19 protein-coding genes are annotated in these 14,123 nt (G+C 64.9%); 8 read left to right on the forward strand and 11 right to left on the reverse strand.

The features are described 5' to 3' along the window. Positions 1 to 27: 27 nt before the first annotated feature. From ACLM42_RS09150 to plsY, 5 genes are read left to right on the forward strand one after another with little or no spacing between them, the layout of a single operon-like run. A complete protein-coding gene (locus tag ACLM42_RS09150; protein ID WP_247910185.1) occupies positions 28 to 1,419 on the forward strand; it encodes an MFS transporter in 1,392 nt (463 codons plus the stop codon). A gap of 12 nt (positions 1,420 to 1,431) precedes the next feature. Beyond that, complete coding sequence (locus ACLM42_RS09155; protein WP_247910184.1) at positions 1,432 to 2,205, forward strand: MlaE family ABC transporter permease; 774 nt, start codon at positions 1,432 to 1,434, stop codon at positions 2,203 to 2,205. Further along, a complete protein-coding gene (locus ACLM42_RS09160; RefSeq protein ID WP_247910183.1) occupies positions 2,202 to 2,603 on the forward strand; it encodes a DUF3119 family protein in 402 nt (133 codons plus the stop codon). Before ACLM42_RS09155 ends, ACLM42_RS09160 begins: the two co-directional genes overlap by 4 nt. Beyond that, a complete protein-coding gene (locus ACLM42_RS09165) occupies positions 2,600 to 3,505 on the forward strand; it encodes a DUF3086 domain-containing protein (protein ID WP_415398896.1) in 906 nt (301 codons plus the stop codon). The genes ACLM42_RS09160 and ACLM42_RS09165 overlap by 4 nt, the downstream gene beginning before the upstream one ends. Further along, positions 3,502 to 4,155, forward strand: coding sequence for a glycerol-3-phosphate 1-O-acyltransferase PlsY (gene plsY, locus ACLM42_RS09170; protein ID WP_247910181.1), 654 nt, complete (start codon positions 3,502 to 3,504; stop codon positions 4,153 to 4,155). Before ACLM42_RS09165 ends, plsY begins: the two co-directional genes overlap by 4 nt. On the opposite strand, the gene proC is transcribed toward plsY, so the two are convergent. From proC to der, 6 genes are all read right to left on the reverse strand, one after another. Then, a complete protein-coding gene (proC, locus tag ACLM42_RS09175; protein ID WP_256463409.1) occupies positions 4,152 to 4,961 on the reverse strand; it encodes a pyrroline-5-carboxylate reductase in 810 nt (269 codons plus the stop codon). The genes plsY and proC overlap by 4 nt on opposite strands. After that, complete coding sequence (locus ACLM42_RS09180) at positions 4,958 to 5,518, reverse strand: cell division protein SepF (RefSeq protein WP_247910180.1); 561 nt, start codon at positions 5,516 to 5,518, stop codon at positions 4,958 to 4,960. Before ACLM42_RS09180 ends, proC begins: the two co-directional genes overlap by 4 nt. 94 nt (positions 5,519 to 5,612) lie before the next feature. Further along, positions 5,613 to 6,260, reverse strand: a complete 648-nt coding sequence (locus ACLM42_RS09185; RefSeq protein WP_415398897.1) for a YggS family pyridoxal phosphate-dependent enzyme — start codon at positions 6,258 to 6,260, stop codon at positions 5,613 to 5,615. Between the two features lie 3 nt (positions 6,261 to 6,263). Beyond that, positions 6,264 to 6,530, reverse strand: a complete 267-nt coding sequence (locus ACLM42_RS09190) for a PipX family protein (RefSeq protein WP_247910178.1) — start codon at positions 6,528 to 6,530, stop codon at positions 6,264 to 6,266. 24 nt (positions 6,531 to 6,554) lie between these two features. Then, positions 6,555 to 7,463, reverse strand: coding sequence for an energy-coupling factor transporter transmembrane component T family protein (locus ACLM42_RS09195; RefSeq protein WP_247910177.1), 909 nt, complete (start codon positions 7,461 to 7,463; stop codon positions 6,555 to 6,557). Positions 7,464 to 7,487: 24 nt separating this feature from the next. Continuing rightward, positions 7,488 to 8,852: a ribosome biogenesis GTPase Der gene (gene der, locus ACLM42_RS09200; protein ID WP_415398898.1), complete on the reverse strand. Its 1,365-nt coding sequence runs from the start codon at positions 8,850 to 8,852 to the stop codon at positions 7,488 to 7,490. Positions 8,853 to 8,992: 140 nt separating this feature from the next. On the opposite strand from der, the gene ACLM42_RS09205 reads away from it, so the two are divergent. After that, on the forward strand, positions 8,993 to 9,376 hold the full coding sequence (locus ACLM42_RS09205) for a L,D-transpeptidase (RefSeq protein WP_415398899.1): 384 nt from the start codon (positions 8,993 to 8,995) through the stop codon (positions 9,374 to 9,376). Positions 9,377 to 9,490: 114 nt separating this feature from the next. On the opposite strand, the gene ACLM42_RS09210 is transcribed toward ACLM42_RS09205, so the two are convergent. Continuing rightward, positions 9,491 to 9,946, reverse strand: a complete 456-nt coding sequence (locus tag ACLM42_RS09210; RefSeq protein ID WP_415398900.1) for a DUF1823 family protein — start codon at positions 9,944 to 9,946, stop codon at positions 9,491 to 9,493. A 28-nt stretch (positions 9,947 to 9,974) separates the two neighbouring features. On the opposite strand from ACLM42_RS09210, the gene dusB reads away from it, so the two are divergent. Continuing rightward, positions 9,975 to 10,982 carry a tRNA dihydrouridine synthase DusB gene (gene dusB, locus ACLM42_RS09215; protein WP_247910173.1) on the forward strand — a complete coding sequence of 336 codons (1,008 nt, stop codon included), beginning with the start codon at positions 9,975 to 9,977 and terminating at the stop codon, positions 10,980 to 10,982. Here the strand turns inward: dusB and ACLM42_RS09220 are convergent. Continuing rightward, positions 10,979 to 11,620, reverse strand: coding sequence for a DUF4079 domain-containing protein (locus ACLM42_RS09220; RefSeq protein ID WP_415398901.1), 642 nt, complete (start codon positions 11,618 to 11,620; stop codon positions 10,979 to 10,981). The two genes, dusB and ACLM42_RS09220, sit on opposite strands and share 4 nt — an antisense overlap. Before the next feature lie 13 nt (positions 11,621 to 11,633). Then, positions 11,634 to 12,404 (reverse strand): precorrin-2 C(20)-methyltransferase, encoded by a 771-nt coding sequence (locus tag ACLM42_RS09225; RefSeq protein ID WP_415398902.1) that lies wholly within the window; start codon positions 12,402 to 12,404, stop codon positions 11,634 to 11,636. Between the two features lie 56 nt (positions 12,405 to 12,460). Between ACLM42_RS09225 and ACLM42_RS09230 the strand changes: the two genes are divergently transcribed. Beyond that, positions 12,461 to 13,009 carry a 1,2-dihydroxy-3-keto-5-methylthiopentene dioxygenase gene (locus ACLM42_RS09230; RefSeq protein WP_247910170.1) on the forward strand — a complete coding sequence of 183 codons (549 nt, stop codon included), beginning with the start codon at positions 12,461 to 12,463 and terminating at the stop codon, positions 13,007 to 13,009. Here the strand turns inward: ACLM42_RS09230 and ACLM42_RS09235 are convergent. Together ACLM42_RS09235 and aroQ are read right to left on the reverse strand one after the other, a co-directional pair. After that, positions 13,006 to 13,638, reverse strand: coding sequence for a tRNA-(ms[2]io[6]A)-hydroxylase (locus ACLM42_RS09235; RefSeq protein ID WP_415398903.1), 633 nt, complete (start codon positions 13,636 to 13,638; stop codon positions 13,006 to 13,008). The two genes, ACLM42_RS09230 and ACLM42_RS09235, sit on opposite strands and share 4 nt — an antisense overlap. Then, positions 13,635 to 14,075 carry a type II 3-dehydroquinate dehydratase gene (aroQ, locus tag ACLM42_RS09240; protein ID WP_415398904.1) on the reverse strand — a complete coding sequence of 147 codons (441 nt, stop codon included), beginning with the start codon at positions 14,073 to 14,075 and terminating at the stop codon, positions 13,635 to 13,637. The genes ACLM42_RS09235 and aroQ overlap by 4 nt, the downstream gene beginning before the upstream one ends. Positions 14,076 to 14,123: the final 48 nt, after the last annotated feature.

A 14,123-nucleotide genomic window follows, 5' to 3' on the forward strand; every position in this document is an offset into this window, starting at 1 on the left:
TTATGACCTGCGTTCGGGACAGCGTCCTTGGCCGCCACGCCTCAAGCCCCTAGCGATGCCGTCGATCTGCGGGGCCGCCCCAGGCAGCGCCTGCTCTGGGCCTACGGCCTGGGGGACGTGGGAACCGGTATGGGCGCTTCCCTCATCGGCTTCTATTTGCTGCGCTTCTATGTCGCAGCAGGCCTCCCCCCCTGGCTCGCCGGCCTGGCCTATGGACTCGGTCGCCTCTGGGATGCCGTCAACGACCCGATCGTCGGCTGGTTAAGCGATAAGACCGTCAACACCCAACTCGGCCCTCGGCTCCCCTGGATCCTCTGGAGCGCCGTGCCACTGGGTGCGTCCATGGCCCTGATGTGGTGGCTGCCGCCCTGGGAGAGCATCTGGACCAAGTTCTGGGTGTTCCTGGTGGTCTCCGTGGTCGCCAATAGCCTCTACACCTGCGTCAACCTCCCCTACACAGCCCTTGCCGCCGAACTGACGACCGACGTCGGCCTGCGCACTCGGCTGAACACCTCCCGTTTCACCGGCTCGATCCTGGCCACGATCACCGCCGCGCTTCTGGCGGGGGTCCTGGTGGGCAACCTGGGTGATCCCTCCTCCTACCTACCCGTCGGACTGGTCTCCGGCGTGATCATCAGCGCCTCTGGCCTGCTCTGCGGCTGGGGCCTGTTACCGGCGGCCCGCAACTGCCAACGCCCCGAACCCACCCCCGGCACCACCCGCAAGTTGCTCAGGCGGGTTGCCCAGAACGGCCGCTTCCTCATGGTGTTGGGCCTCTACCTCCTGCTCTGGTGCTCCCTGCAGCTGATGCAAGCGGTCTCGCTCTTCTTCCTGCCTGTGGTGCTTCAGGTGCCCGAGGGGCTGAGCAAGCTCATCCTCTTGCCGTTCCTGCTCAGTTCCCTCGGGGGACTCTGGCTCTGGAACACCGTTTCCCATCGGGCTGGACGCCTGCAAGCCCTGCGCCAAGGGGGGCTGCTTTGGGTTGCCGGTTGCCTGCTGGTGATGGTGCTGCAACCCCTCAATCCGGCCCTGCCGGTCATGGCCGCCAGCAATTTGCTCAAGCTGGTTCTGCTGGTCCTCTCCATCGTCCTGGCTGGGGTCGGGGCCTCCACCGCCTATCTCATTCCCTGGTCCCTGTTGCCCGATGCGATTGATGCCGATCCGGAGAAGCCGGCCGGCCAATACACCGCCTGGATGGTTCTGGCCCAGAAGGTCTGCATAAGTGCGGTGATCGCCCTACTGGGCATGGTGCTCAGCGCCAGCGGTTACGACGAAGCCCTGGCCAATACCGCCCAACCGACCAGCGCCCTGGTGGCGATCCGGCTGTGCATGGGCATCATTCCCGCAGTGTTGGTGGTTCTTGGGTTAGTGGTGACGCGCCGCTGGCCCGAGAGGGGCCTGCATCTTGAAGCCAGCTAGTCACTCCGTCGCATGCCTGCCCGTCGCCTTCCCGCCTGGCTTCTCCCCCGCTGGTTAACCCGCTTAGGCGAGAGCCTGCTGATTGGTGGTCAAGCCGTCTCCGCCCTGGCCAAGGGCCAGATCAACCCCAATGACCTGATCGCCGAATTGATGGAGGCTGGCCCCGGCAGCTTCCTGATCATCTTGATCACGGGTCTAGCGGCCGGCACGGTCTTCAACATCCAAGCCGCCTCCGAGCTGGTTAAACAGGGGGCCGGATCCACCGTGGGCGGGATACTCGCCCTGGGTCTCGCCCGGGAAATTGCTCCGATCCTCACAGCCACACTGGTGACGGGCAAGGTGGCGACGGCCTATGCCGCCCAGCTGGGGACGATGAAGGTCACCGAGCAGATCGATGCGATCACGATGCTGCGCACCGACCCGGTCCAGTACCTCGTGGTCCCGCGCCTGCTGGCGATGATCGTCATGACCCCGGTCCAATGCCTCGCCTTCTTTGCGGTGGCGATCTGGTCGGGCCAGGTCAGTAGCGCCATCCTCTACAACATCCCGCCCGATGTCTTCTGGAACTCCGTTCGGGGCTGGATGCAGCCCTCCGACCTGCCGGCGATGCTGCTGAAGGCCGTGGTCTTCGGCCTTCAGATTGCTGTGATCGCGTGCGGCTGGGGTCTCACCACCCGGGGTGGCCCCAAGGAAGTGGGCACCAGCACCACCGGTGCTGTGGTGATGATCTTGGTAACTGTCTCGCTGGTGGACGTGGTCTTAACCCAATTGCTCTTCGGCTCATGAGCCCTTCGACCGTGACTGGATCCGGCCCCAACCCAGAGCAGGGAGCCATCCTGGCCCCGCGCATCTGGGTGCCCTTGGGCGTCCTGATCCTGGGCGTGGCCTGCCTTCTGATCAACATCTGGGCCGCAGCGCTAGTGAGTGTCTTTGGTCTCTTCCTGCTGATCCAGAGCCAGATCCTGCGCTTGCAGTTCTGCGCCGAGGCCCTCATCGTCTGGCGCGGGAACACCGTCCTGCGCCGATTTCCATACAGCGAGTGGCTGAATTGGACGCTGTTCTGGGAGCCCTTCCCTGTGCTGTTCTATTTCCGTGAACAGCAAAGCATTCACTTCCTGCCGGTGTTATTTGATGCCAACAGCCTGCGCGAGCAGCTCAACCGTCACGTGATCGCCCAGCCATGAGCGACGAGGCCACCAACCCAACGTCCCCACAGCCTGAGGACTGGAAGGAGCTCGCCACCAACGAACTGCGTCAGCAGCGCGAGGCCCTGCAGCAGGAGATCAGCGAGCTCACGGGCCGCAGGGATCAGCTTCAGCAGGAAATCAACAGCAGCTTCGCGGGGCAATCCGACTCCATCGCCCGGCGGGTGAAGGGTTTCCAGGACTATCTCGTGGGAGCCCTCCAAGAACTAGCGGTGTCCGCCGAACAAATGGAGCTGGTGGTGCAACCCCTGGTGGTGCAACCCTCCCCTTTGGATCAGGCTGCCGCCGCCGAGGCACAGGCAGCAGCGGCAGCTGAGACCCCAGCTCCTGCACCAGCGGGGCTGTTCAGCCATGACGAAGCGCTGATCCGCGATCGACTGGCAGCCTTTCAAGGCCAGGCGGATTTCTATGCGGATCCCTGGAAGCTGCGCCGGAGCCTCGAACCCGGTGGAGCGTCCTTGCTGGAGGACTGGTTCTTGGCCCAAGGCGGCCGAGGCGCCCAGCCCAGTTGCGGCAGCCGCAACCGCAATGCCCTAGCGACCGCCGCAGCGATCTCAATCCTGGGTGAGCTCTACGGCGAACGCTTTCAAACCTTGGTGCTGGCTGGGATGCCCGAGCGGCTGGGCGAATGGCGCCGGGGCCTGCAGGATTGCCTCGGGCTGAACCGCGAAGACTTTGGGCCCAACAGCGGCATCGTTCTCTTCGAGCGCGCCGATGCCCTGATCGAACGGGCCGACCGCCTGGAAGAGCGAGGTGAACTCCCCTTCATCGTGGTCGATGCGGCAGAGCCCGCCGTCGAAATCCCGATCCTGCAATTCCCGGTCTGGTTGGCCTTTGCCGGCAGCCCCACCGAACTCGCCCTGGAGGACAGCCTGCTGTGACCGACTTCTTCATCGCGCCTCTGCTCACCCTGGTTCTTGCCTACCTCCTGGGCTCCTTCCCCAGTGGCTACCTGGCGGGGCGTTGGCTCAAAGGCGTCGACATTCGCAGCCTGGGCTCCGGCTCCACCGGAGCCACAAACGTTCTACGCCAAGTCGGCAAGGGCCCCGCACTGGTGGTGTTCCTGATCGATGTGCTCAAGGGAACCGCCGCCGTACTGCTGGCCAAGGCCCTGCTCCAGCCTGATGGCTACAACGCCCTGAGTGATTGGTGGGTCGTCGCCTCCGGTTTAGCGGCGTTGGCTGGTCACATCTGGCCGATCTGGCTCGGCTGGCGCGGCGGTAAGGCCGTGGCTACTGGGTTGGGAATGCTGCTGGGCCTGGCCTGGCCCGTCGGCCTGGCCTGCTTCGGGGTCTTCCTGGGGGTGATCAGCCTCAGCCGGATTGTCTCGCTCTCGAGCGTGCTGGCCGCCCTCAGCTTGCCCCTGCTGATGCTGGCGCGCTTCGCCTCCCTCGGCGAGGCGATTCGTCCGGCCTACCTCAGCCTCTCGGTCGTGGCGGCGGTGTTGGTGATCTGGAGGCACCGGAGCAACCTCAGCCGCATCGCCGCCGGCACCGAGCCCCGACTCGGGGACAAAAAGAAAGAGGCCTAGCCCAGGGCTCGGCTGCGCTCGGCTGCCGCAACCACGGCTTCGATCAAAGCGGAGCGCAGACCCGCACGCTCAAGGGCGCGGACTCCCGCAATGGTCGTCCCGCCTGGGCTCGTGACCATGTCCTTGAGCTGACCAGGGTGCAACTGCTGCTCCTGCAACAATGCGGCAGTACCGGCCAAGGTCCGGTGGGCCAGATGCAAGGCCTGAACCCGGGGCAATCCCGAGGCCACCGCCCCATCGGCCATGGCTTCAGCCACCAGAGCCACAAAGGCCGGTCCTGAGGAGGTCAGAGCGAGGAATGCATCCAGCTGGGTTTCGGGCAGCTCCAGCACCTCCCCGACCTGGGCGAACAACTCCAGCAACCAGCGCTTCTGCTCGGCCTCAACACCCTCCCCCCAGGCCAGTGCCGTGAGACCAGCGCGCACCAAACAGGGGGTATTGGGCACCGAGCGCACCACCCGCCAGCCAGGGAAGAGCCGCTGCAGGCGCTCGAGCTTCACCCCCGCCAACACAGAAATCAATAGGGGCGATGTGCCCGGAGCGGGAGCCGGTGCTGCGGCTGCCACGGCTTCGAGCTGCTGGGGCTTGACCGCCAGCAGAACCACCGGAGCCGCCCAGGCCTCTTGGCCATCGACACTCACGCGCAGGTTCTCGTTCTGCAGACGCTGAGCCGAGGCCTGGGAAGCAACGACTGCTCGCACCGCTGTGCGCGGCACCAGTCCGCTCTCCAGCCATGGAAACAGCAAAGCCTGGGCCATACGGCCCAGGCCAATCACCCCGAAGGATGTGGGGGAGGTGCTGCTCAACCGACGTTCGCGCCGTACTCGCGGCCCCAAGCGGGGGTGGGGGCGATGTCCTGCTGAGGCTCGTCCACGCTGTCGCGGGAGACAACCGTGGGAGCCGAGGCTTCTTCGCTGCCGGCGCTGGTGACGGTGACACAGCTGGGAGCGAACAAGAAGATGCTCTCGCCAACGCGCTCTTGATGGCCATCGATGGCGAAGGTGCCGCCGGCAACGAAGTCCACAGCGCGCTGAGCCTGGTCAGGCTCCATCATCGTGAGGTTCAGGATCACGGTCTTGCGCTCACGCAGGGCCTGAATCGCGCGAGGCATCTCATCGAAGCTGCGGGGCTCCATCAGGGTGACCTCCGCCGCCGAGGTAGAGATACCGGGCATGCCAATCACATTGCTCCCAGCGAAGGGATCAACGGCATCGAAATCGCTGGTCAGCGCGAGTGCACCAGAGGGGGTCGAGCCACTGGTTTCCGGCATCTCGCCCTGGTCGTAATCCAGATCGTCGTCGTCGTAACCGTCGAGGTAATCGTCTCCGGAGACAACTGCACGCAGGCGGGAGAACAACGACACCGTGAAACCTCGGATTTGGCTTTTAACCTAGATAGCGTCCCACGCGGGTGCTGACAAGGGATTCAGCGGATCATTGTTGGCTTTTATGCCGGTTTCAACGCTTCGGACCAAAGAGGGCTGAACCCACCCGGACCCAGGTGCTTCCGGCGGCGGCCGCCTCGGGCCAATCGCCGCTCATTCCCATCGACAATTCCGCCAGTCCGATGCGCTGGGCGAGAGCCGAACAGTCCGCAAAAAGCTCCTGCCGCTGCTCCGCCTCCAGACCGAGGGGAGCCATGGTCATCAGCCCCACAATCCGCAGGTTGGGCAGCTGCTGAAGCCGTGGCCATTCCCGCTCCAATTCATCAGCCGTGAGCCCCCCTTTGTTGGGGTCTGGCCGAAGTTTGACCTGCAGAAAAACAGATGGATTGAGGCCTTCCTCTCCTGCAATCCGCGAGATCCGCTCGGCCAAAGCCGGGGAGTCCACGGAGTGAATCGAGCTGAATTGCTTCAGCACTGGCCGCACCTTGTTGGCCTGAAGACGCCCGATGAAGTGCCAATCGAGCCCCTCAAGATCGGCCAGCTCCTGCTGTTTTGCTGTGGCTTCTTGCAGGCGGCTTTCTCCAAAACTCCGCTGCCCGGCTTCCGCCAATTCGCGAATACTGCTGGAGGGGTGCCCCTTGCTCACCGCCAGCAGGCGGGTGTGGGAGGGCAACTGCTCGTTCAGAGCCTGAAGACGGGCTGCAGCAGAGGAAAGGCCCAACAGCTAGATGAAGGTCTTGTCGAACAATTCTCTCCAGCCGGCATGCACTTCGGGACCTTCCCTTCGCGCGCGGTTGAGATTTTGCTCGGCCAGATGGCGGGCATCCATCAACGGGATGACCTCAAATTCCACGCTGCGGCCCTGCACCGTGACCAGGAAAAACATCCTCTGGGCATAGAGGGTGGCGTAGAGCTCGCGGCCTTCACCGGTCTCAGCGACCCGATACAGCAGGCCAAAAGTGGGGTGATTGAGATAGCGCTCGTTACTCACACGCCTAGGTCGGCCAACCGCCTATCAAAGCGCACCAAAGCGCCAGCGCAGAACGAGAACAGCCAGCAAACCAAGCCAACCCAGGGCTTGAAGAAGCGGAGCCCGCAGCCGGGAGCGCAGGAGTTGCGAGGGCGCGATCCACTGACCGCCCCGGGCCAAGAGGGCTTCAGCCCCCTGTTCAGCCCTCAATAAAACGTTAGCCAGCAGGCGCTCACCCAAGGCCAAGACCAGAGCGACCGAGGCCTGGAAGCCGAGCCGCCGCAGGTTGACCGAACGGGTGGCCAGGGAGCGCAAAAGGTTCTGGAATTCCTCTTGGACCAGCGGCAGAAATCGAAGGGACAACAGCAAGGTGAAGCCCAGGCGCTCCACCGGGACCCCCAGGCGAGCCAGGGGAGCCATGCACCAGCTCAAGCCCCAGACCAACTCCTCGGGCGGAGTCGTCAGGAGCAGCAGGTTGGCGCTGTGAATCACCGTGAAGAGCAGCGTGGCGCTGTTAATCCCGAGCTCCGCCGAGCGGCGGGTCACCACGAAGGGACCCAGTGGCAGCGGCCCCAATTGCACCGGGCCGAGCCGCAAGAGCTCCCAACGCATCCCTTGCTGATCAGCTCCCAGTGCCAACTCCTGGGGAGGCCGGTTTAAGGACGCGGGTGCCAGCGATCCCGTCGGCAGGGTGGTGGCCAGCGCCCCCACCAAAACCGAGAGAGCGAGCAACAGGGGCAGAGTGCGGCGCCAGAGGCGCCAGGGCAAACCACTCAAGGCCGTAAAGACGAGCAAGAGACCCACCAGGGACAAGCGCCACCAGGGCCCAGCCAGGATCGGGGTGAGCAAAAACACCACCGTCCAGCCCAGCTTCAAGCGGGCATCCAGGAGCCGCAGCCAGCTACCGGTCCCATCGACGTATTGGCCGATGGGAATTTGCCGCAACCAATCCATCAGGGTTGAAGCTGAATCAGAAGCTCAGCGTCCCTTGGCCTGCTGCCGGGCCAGATCACGCTCCGCATCGCGCTGCTGCTTGCCGCGCCAGAACAATTTGAGCGGCGACCCCTCAAAGCCCAGACCCTCACGGATTTGCCGTTCGACGTAGCGACGGTAAGTGTCCCCAAACAACTTCGGGTCGTTCACAAACAGCGTGAAGCTTGGGGGACGAACAGCCACCTGGGTGCCGTAGTAGATGCGGCCCTGGCGACCACCGCGGCTGGTGGGCGGAGAACGCCAGCTGACCGCTTCCCGCAGCACCTCATTCACCACCGATGTGCTGACCCGGCGGCGGTGCTGCTCCACCGCAACGGCCGCAATCGCGAAGATGCTTTCCACCCGTTGACCGGTCAATGCGGAGGTAAAGAGCATCGGGGCCCAATCCAGGAAATAGAGCTTGGCCCGCAGCTCTTTTTCCATGGCCGGCATGGTGTGGCTGTCTTTTTCGATGGCGTCCCATTTGTTGACCACCACCACGCAAGCCCGGCCCTCTTCTTCGATGCGGCCAGCGAGGCGCTGATCCTGTTCAGTCACGCCATCGAGGGCATCGATCACTAACACGCAGACGTCGGAGCGCTCAATCGCCTTGAAGCTGCGGTTAATGCCGAAGTACTCCGGCCCGTAGCTGACCGAACGGCGGCGACGAATGCCCGCGGTGTCAAGCAGTTTCCAAGCTTTCCCTTCCCGCTCGATCGAGGTGTCAATGGTGTCGCGGGTGGTACCGCGAATCGGACTCACGATCGCCCGCTTCTCACCACAGACCGCGTTAAGGAGGCTGGACTTCCCGACGTTGGGACGGCCAACGATGGCCATCTGAATGGGCTCTTCCCCCTCCAGCTCCTCGGCGGCAGGCAGGTGGTCCACCATCTGATCCAGCAGGTCCCCCGTGCCGGCCCCGTGGATGGCCGAAATCGGGTAGGGCTCACCCAGACCCAGGCTCCAGAACTCAGCCGCCATGGCCAGACCCGCCTCGGGCGACTCGCATTTATTGACCGCAAGCAGCACCGGAACGTTGTGCCCACGAAGCCACTCAGCGATGGACTCGTCCGCCGCCGTCAACCCCTGCTGACCATCAGCGATGACCACCGCCACCGAGGCTTCCGAGAGGGCCAAGTTGGCCTGCTCCCGAATTTCCGGCAGAAATTCGCTGTCGTCGTCGAAGACCAAACCACCGGTGTCGACCACCTTGAAGTGGCGATCCCGCCAATACCCCTGTTGATAGGTGCGGTCTCGGGTCACACCCGGTTCGTCGTGAACGATGGCCTCGCGACTGCGGCAGAGGCGGTTCACAAGGGTGGATTTGCCCACGTTGGGGCGGCCAATAATGGCAACGACTGGCAACGCCAAAGAGTTATCGCAACAACTGCCTTACCTCGACCCTACAGGCCGGCAGAAGCGAAAATCTTTCCGCCAGTCTCAAAACAAGACTGCACGAGTCTCGCTAGAGGAAGGGTGTTCTGTCCCCCGCCCGACGGCGGTCTCCCGCGATGGTGGAACTGATTGCCTCGATCGTGGTCGATCTCTCCGACCAGAAGCTCTACGTCTACAACCAACAACAGGAGCTCGTTCGCACGGTGCTGGTGAGCACTGGCAAGGGCGCCACGCCCACGCCGATGGGGCTCGGCCAGGTCTACGACAAGTACCGCAGCGTCACCATGCGCGGCCGGGACTACGTGGCCCCGAACGTCCCCTGGGCCATGTGCATCACCCAGAACGGGATGATCTGCATGCACGGGGCCCCCTGGCAAGAGAAGGCCAACGAAGCGTTTGGCGTCCCCCGCAGCCATGGCTGCATCCGGATCCCCAGCCCCCATGCCCGCTGGCTGTTTGAGAACACCCCGAAGGGAACTCCCGTCAGCATCCAGGCCTGACCATGCGGGGAGGGTCGACCAGTCGGATCCTGCAGCTCCTGAGCTTGGAGCTGTTAATCGTGGGCCTGTGGGTCCTGGCCCTCCCTGCCCATCAGGCTCCCGCGAGCCCTGGGATCAGGCAATCGGCAGATCGCCTGGATGCCCCTGGACCGGATCAGCCGGCTGATCCAACAGCGGAGGCATTGGCCCGCTAGCTGGCAGGGGCTCCCCCCGCTCCGCCAGATCAGCCAGCAGCCAGTTCACGGCGGTGGCCCTGCGGGTCCGGCGGGGGTAGAGGCCGCCAATCTTGTAACCGCCAAAACCCAACTGCTCCTTGAGCAATTGCTTGTAGGGCTTGGGGACCGATCGGGTCAGCGCCACGCTGGCGGGGCGCTCGGCGATGAACTGGGGCTCGATCGGGAAGGACTCCCGCCAGTTGGCCTCCGTCCCTGGGCCGGCGCTCCAGATCCCCTCGCCGTTTTGCTCGTATCCCAAGCGCGGCCAGATCAACTCACAAACAAAACGGTCGCTGGTGCGGTCCTCCAGGACCGCCTCCAAGAGCTCCCGGCTGAGGGGGTAGGGGACGGGCATCGACCTGGAGTCCGAGAATCGGATCACCATGATCACGCCCGCCCGCTCCTGCGAACCGCTCCAGCTCCCCGGCCGGGGGACAGAACGCCTGCTGCGCTGCCGCGTCCTGCAGTCACCCCTTGCCGGGGTGAGCGATCGCATCTTCCGCGGTCTGGTGCGGCGCTGGGCCCCCGACGCCCTGCTGTTCACCGAGATGGTCAACGCGACCAGCCTGGAGCTGGGCCATGGCCTGCAAAAGGTGGAGGAACTCGCCCTCGAGCAGGGCCCCATCGGCGTGCAGCTCTTTGATCACCGGCCCCAGTCCATGGCCGATGCGGCCCGCAGGGCGGAAGCCGCAGGAGCGTTCCTAATCGACATCAACATGGGCTGCCCGGTCAAGAAGATCGCCAAGAAGGGCGGCGGAAGCGGTCTCATTCGCGAACCCGATCTGGCCAGCCGCATCGTGGAGACCGTCTCAGCGGCGGTCTCGATTCCTGTCACCGTGAAAACCCGACTGGGCTGGTGCGGAAGCGACCTGAACCCCGTGGCCTGGTGCCAGCAACTCGAGAGCGCCGGCGCCCAGCTGCTGACCCTCCATGGCCGCACCCGCGAACAGGCCTTCAAAGGCAGCGCCGATTGGGACGCCATCGCCGCGGTCAAAGGGGCCCTCGCCATCCCAGTGATTGCCAATGGCGACGTCAACTCCTCCGCCGATGCCCTGCGCTGCTTGGAGCAGACCGGGGCCGATGGAGTCATGGTGGGCCGGGGCAGCATGGGGGCCCCCTGGCTGGTGGGCCAGATCGATGCGGCCCTCAGCGGCCGACCGATTCCAGAGGAACCCACGCCCCTCGAGCGGGTCCTGTTGGCCAAAGAACAGCTGCAGGCCCTGGTGGCATCCAAGGGCGACCACGGGCTGCTGATCGCCCGCAAGCACATGAGCTGGACCTGCAACGGCTTCACCGGAGCGCCCCAGTTGCGGCACGCCCTGATGCGGGCGCCCACACCCGCCGAAGCGGTGGCCCTGTTGGATCAAACCGCCGCGGCCCTCTCGGCCTAGTGGCCGCCGATCTGCAGGAGGTCGCGGGTGCCGCTGACCCCTTGGACTGCAAACAACAGCAGGATCAGCACATTGGCGCTGATGTGCAGCCGCCTCAGCCGAGGATTTCGCTTGATCTCAGGCCGGGCCGAGAGCGTGAAGAGCATCAGACCGCTCAGCAGAACGCCCGCCCAGTAGTGGGAACTCCAGAACCCAGCGCTGAATGGATTGTCGGAGAGACGCCAGATCTCAGCCTGACTGCCCAGGCCCAGGACCCCGGCCCAGCAGAGCAGCGCAAAACTCGCCCGCCAGATCGCCCGGTGCACCCGCAGCAGAGCCGCTAGGGCCACCAGGGTCCCGGCCGACACCAGCAGCAGGAGTCCGTAGCGACCGGCGCCGCCGCTGAAGTCTGCACCGGCCTCCAGATAGGCCTTGCTGAACGAATAGACGATGGCAATCAACACCGCCACGACCACCCCAACCGTCAGCCAAAGGCCATGGTCCGCGTGTTCTTGGGGCACAGGTTCCGGCTGCTTGGTAATACCCAAGCGCTTCTCGCGCACCAGCAATCCCAGCCGCACCGTCGCCCCCATCAAGGGGTAGACGAACAGGATCACCAGCACCGGGTGCAGCAGGGCGAACCAGTCGATGGTGCTCATGGCAGCAGCTCCTTCAGGGCAGAACCTTGGGCCAACCCTGACGGATCAGCAGAAGTGAAAAGTAGGGCTGCTCATCGGCTGGGATCGAATCAGCAGGGGCCAAGAGCTGATCAGGCCAGCCCACCCGTTGGGCAAAGAGGCTGCGGCTGAGCAGGCCGCGACGTTCCAAGAGCGGCTGCACCCAGCGCCAGCGGCGGCCCAACTTGAGCAGCGCCAGCACCACCTGTTGGCCCTGGGCCCAATCCAGCAACGCCTCCAGGTCCTCGGGGGTCTCTGGGGTGGGGCGAATCATCAGCCCCTCCTGCTGCAGGGCCAAGGGCCAGGGCATGCCCTGGGCTGAAGCCGCCGCCGCGGCCGCAGCGGCCGCTGTGATCCCAGGAATCACGGCGACAGGTATCGAGGGATGGCGATCGGCCAGCGCCAGCAGGGCATAGGAGCAGCTGGCGAAGAGGGAGGCATCCCCCTCGCAGAGCAAGACCACCGCCAGCCCCTGCTCCACCTCCGCCGCCAAGGCATCAGCGGCCTCGCGCCAGGCCTGCTGCCGCGGCTCGGCCTCGGCCACCATCGGAAACAACAACGGCAGGCGCCGCTGCTCGGCCGCCATCCAAGGCGCGGCAATCTGTGCCGCCATGCCCTCGGCATCCGGGCGAGCCACCGGGTAGGCCACAACGGCCGCAGAGGCAACGGCCTGGACTGCCGCCACGGTCAAGAGATTGGGATCACCTGGACCGACTCCCACCAGGGTGACCCCAGGCTTGGCTGCCACGACAGGGCTGGAGCGCATGGGCGGGGGGCTCAGTCGGCCCCTTTCTAGGCTGAGGCAACTAAGCGGGCAGAGCGATGAGCGACCTGCAGGTGTTCGAGGCCACGGGCGAGGCCGCTCAGCTGCCCAATCTGACCACGAACGATCCGGCGGTGATTGCCGCTGAACTTGCCGCGCGCGGCATCGGCTTTGAGCGCTGGCCAGCCCGCGCGGAGCTTCCAGCGGGTGCTGGCCCCGAGGCCGTGCTGGCCGCCTATGCCCAGGAGATCCAGGCGGTGCAGACGCGGGGCCGCTATCCGACCGTCGATGCCATTCGGATGACACCGGATCACCCCGATCGCGAGGCGCTGCGACAGAAGTTCCTCTCGGAGCACACCCACGCCGAAGACGAGGTGCGTTTTTTTGTCGAAGGCCGCGGGCTGTTCTGCCTGCACATCGGCCAGGAGGTGCTGCAGGTGCTCTGCGAAACCGACGACTGGATCAGCGTTCCCGCCGGCACCAAGCACTGGTTCGACATGGGGGCAGAGCCGTCCTTCTGCGCCATTCGCTTCTTCGACAACCCAGAGGGTTGGGTGGCGCAATTCAGCGGCGACCCGATCGCCGATCGCTTCCCCCGCCTGAGTTAGTCCCGAATGCCAACCGAATGCATTCGGACCAACTCCGGTCGCTCCAAGCTGCCGCTGAGGGCCTGGGCTTCCAGTTGAGCCAGCTCCTGGAGCCGCTCCACCGTGACCTCCCGGCCAAAGCGCTGCTCGCAGAGCACCCAATACAGGCCAAAGTGGCGTGCTTCACTCGCCAAAAGCTCGCCGTAAAGCTCCTTCAATTCAGGGTCGGGGCTATGGGCCGCCAGCAGCGCCATGCGCTCGTGGCTGCGGGCCTCGATCAAGCCAGCCACCAAAAAAGTGTCCAGCATCCGCTGGGGTTCAGCCTTGCGGACCTGGGCCGTCAGGCTGGAGCCGTAGGCCGGAGCCGGGAGCTGCTTTAAAGGAATCCCACGGTGCTGCAGCAGGGCCAGGACCTGCTCAAAGTGCTCCAACTCTTCGCGAGCCAGGCCACTGAGCTGCTCACCCAGTTGCTCATCGGAGGGGTAGCGGAACATCAACTGCAGGGCCACCCCCGCCGCCTTCCGCTCGCAGTGGGCATGGTCGATCAGCACCAGATCCGAGCGATTGATGGCCTGTTCCAGCCAGGCCTCTGAGCTGGGGGCCGTCAACCACTTGACCCGCGCCACCTGGCTCTCCAAGACCACCGTCATGCCTGGCCCCGCAGCTTGGCCACCAAACCCTGAAGCGCCAAGGAATAGCTGGCCGGACCAAAACCGCTGATCACCCCCAGCGCCTGATCCGCCAGATAGGAGTGGTGGCGGAAGTCCTCGCGGGCATGGACATTGCTCAGGTGAAGCTCCACATAAGGAATCGCCACCCCGAGCAGCGCATCCCTTAGGGCAATCGAGGTGTGGGTGAAGGCCCCGGCATTGATCAAGATCCCGTCCACCTGACCGCGGGACTGATGGATCCGATCCACCAGAGCCCCTTCATGGTTGCTCTGAAAACAGCTGAGCTCGGAGCCGAGTGCAGCGGCTTCAGCGCTCAGGCGCTGCTCGATGGCCTCCAGGGTGTCGGCGCCGTAGAGCCCCGGCTCACGCTGCCCCAACAGATTGAGGTTGGGGCCGTTCAGCAACAACAGGTGCATCGGAGCCGGCCAAGGTCAAGGTCCACTGCGGCGATCGTAGGGAGCGTG

Source organism: Synechococcus sp. W4D4 (assembly GCF_047716805.1).
Taxonomy (GTDB): Bacteria; Cyanobacteriota; Cyanobacteriia; order PCC-6307; family Cyanobiaceae; genus Vulcanococcus.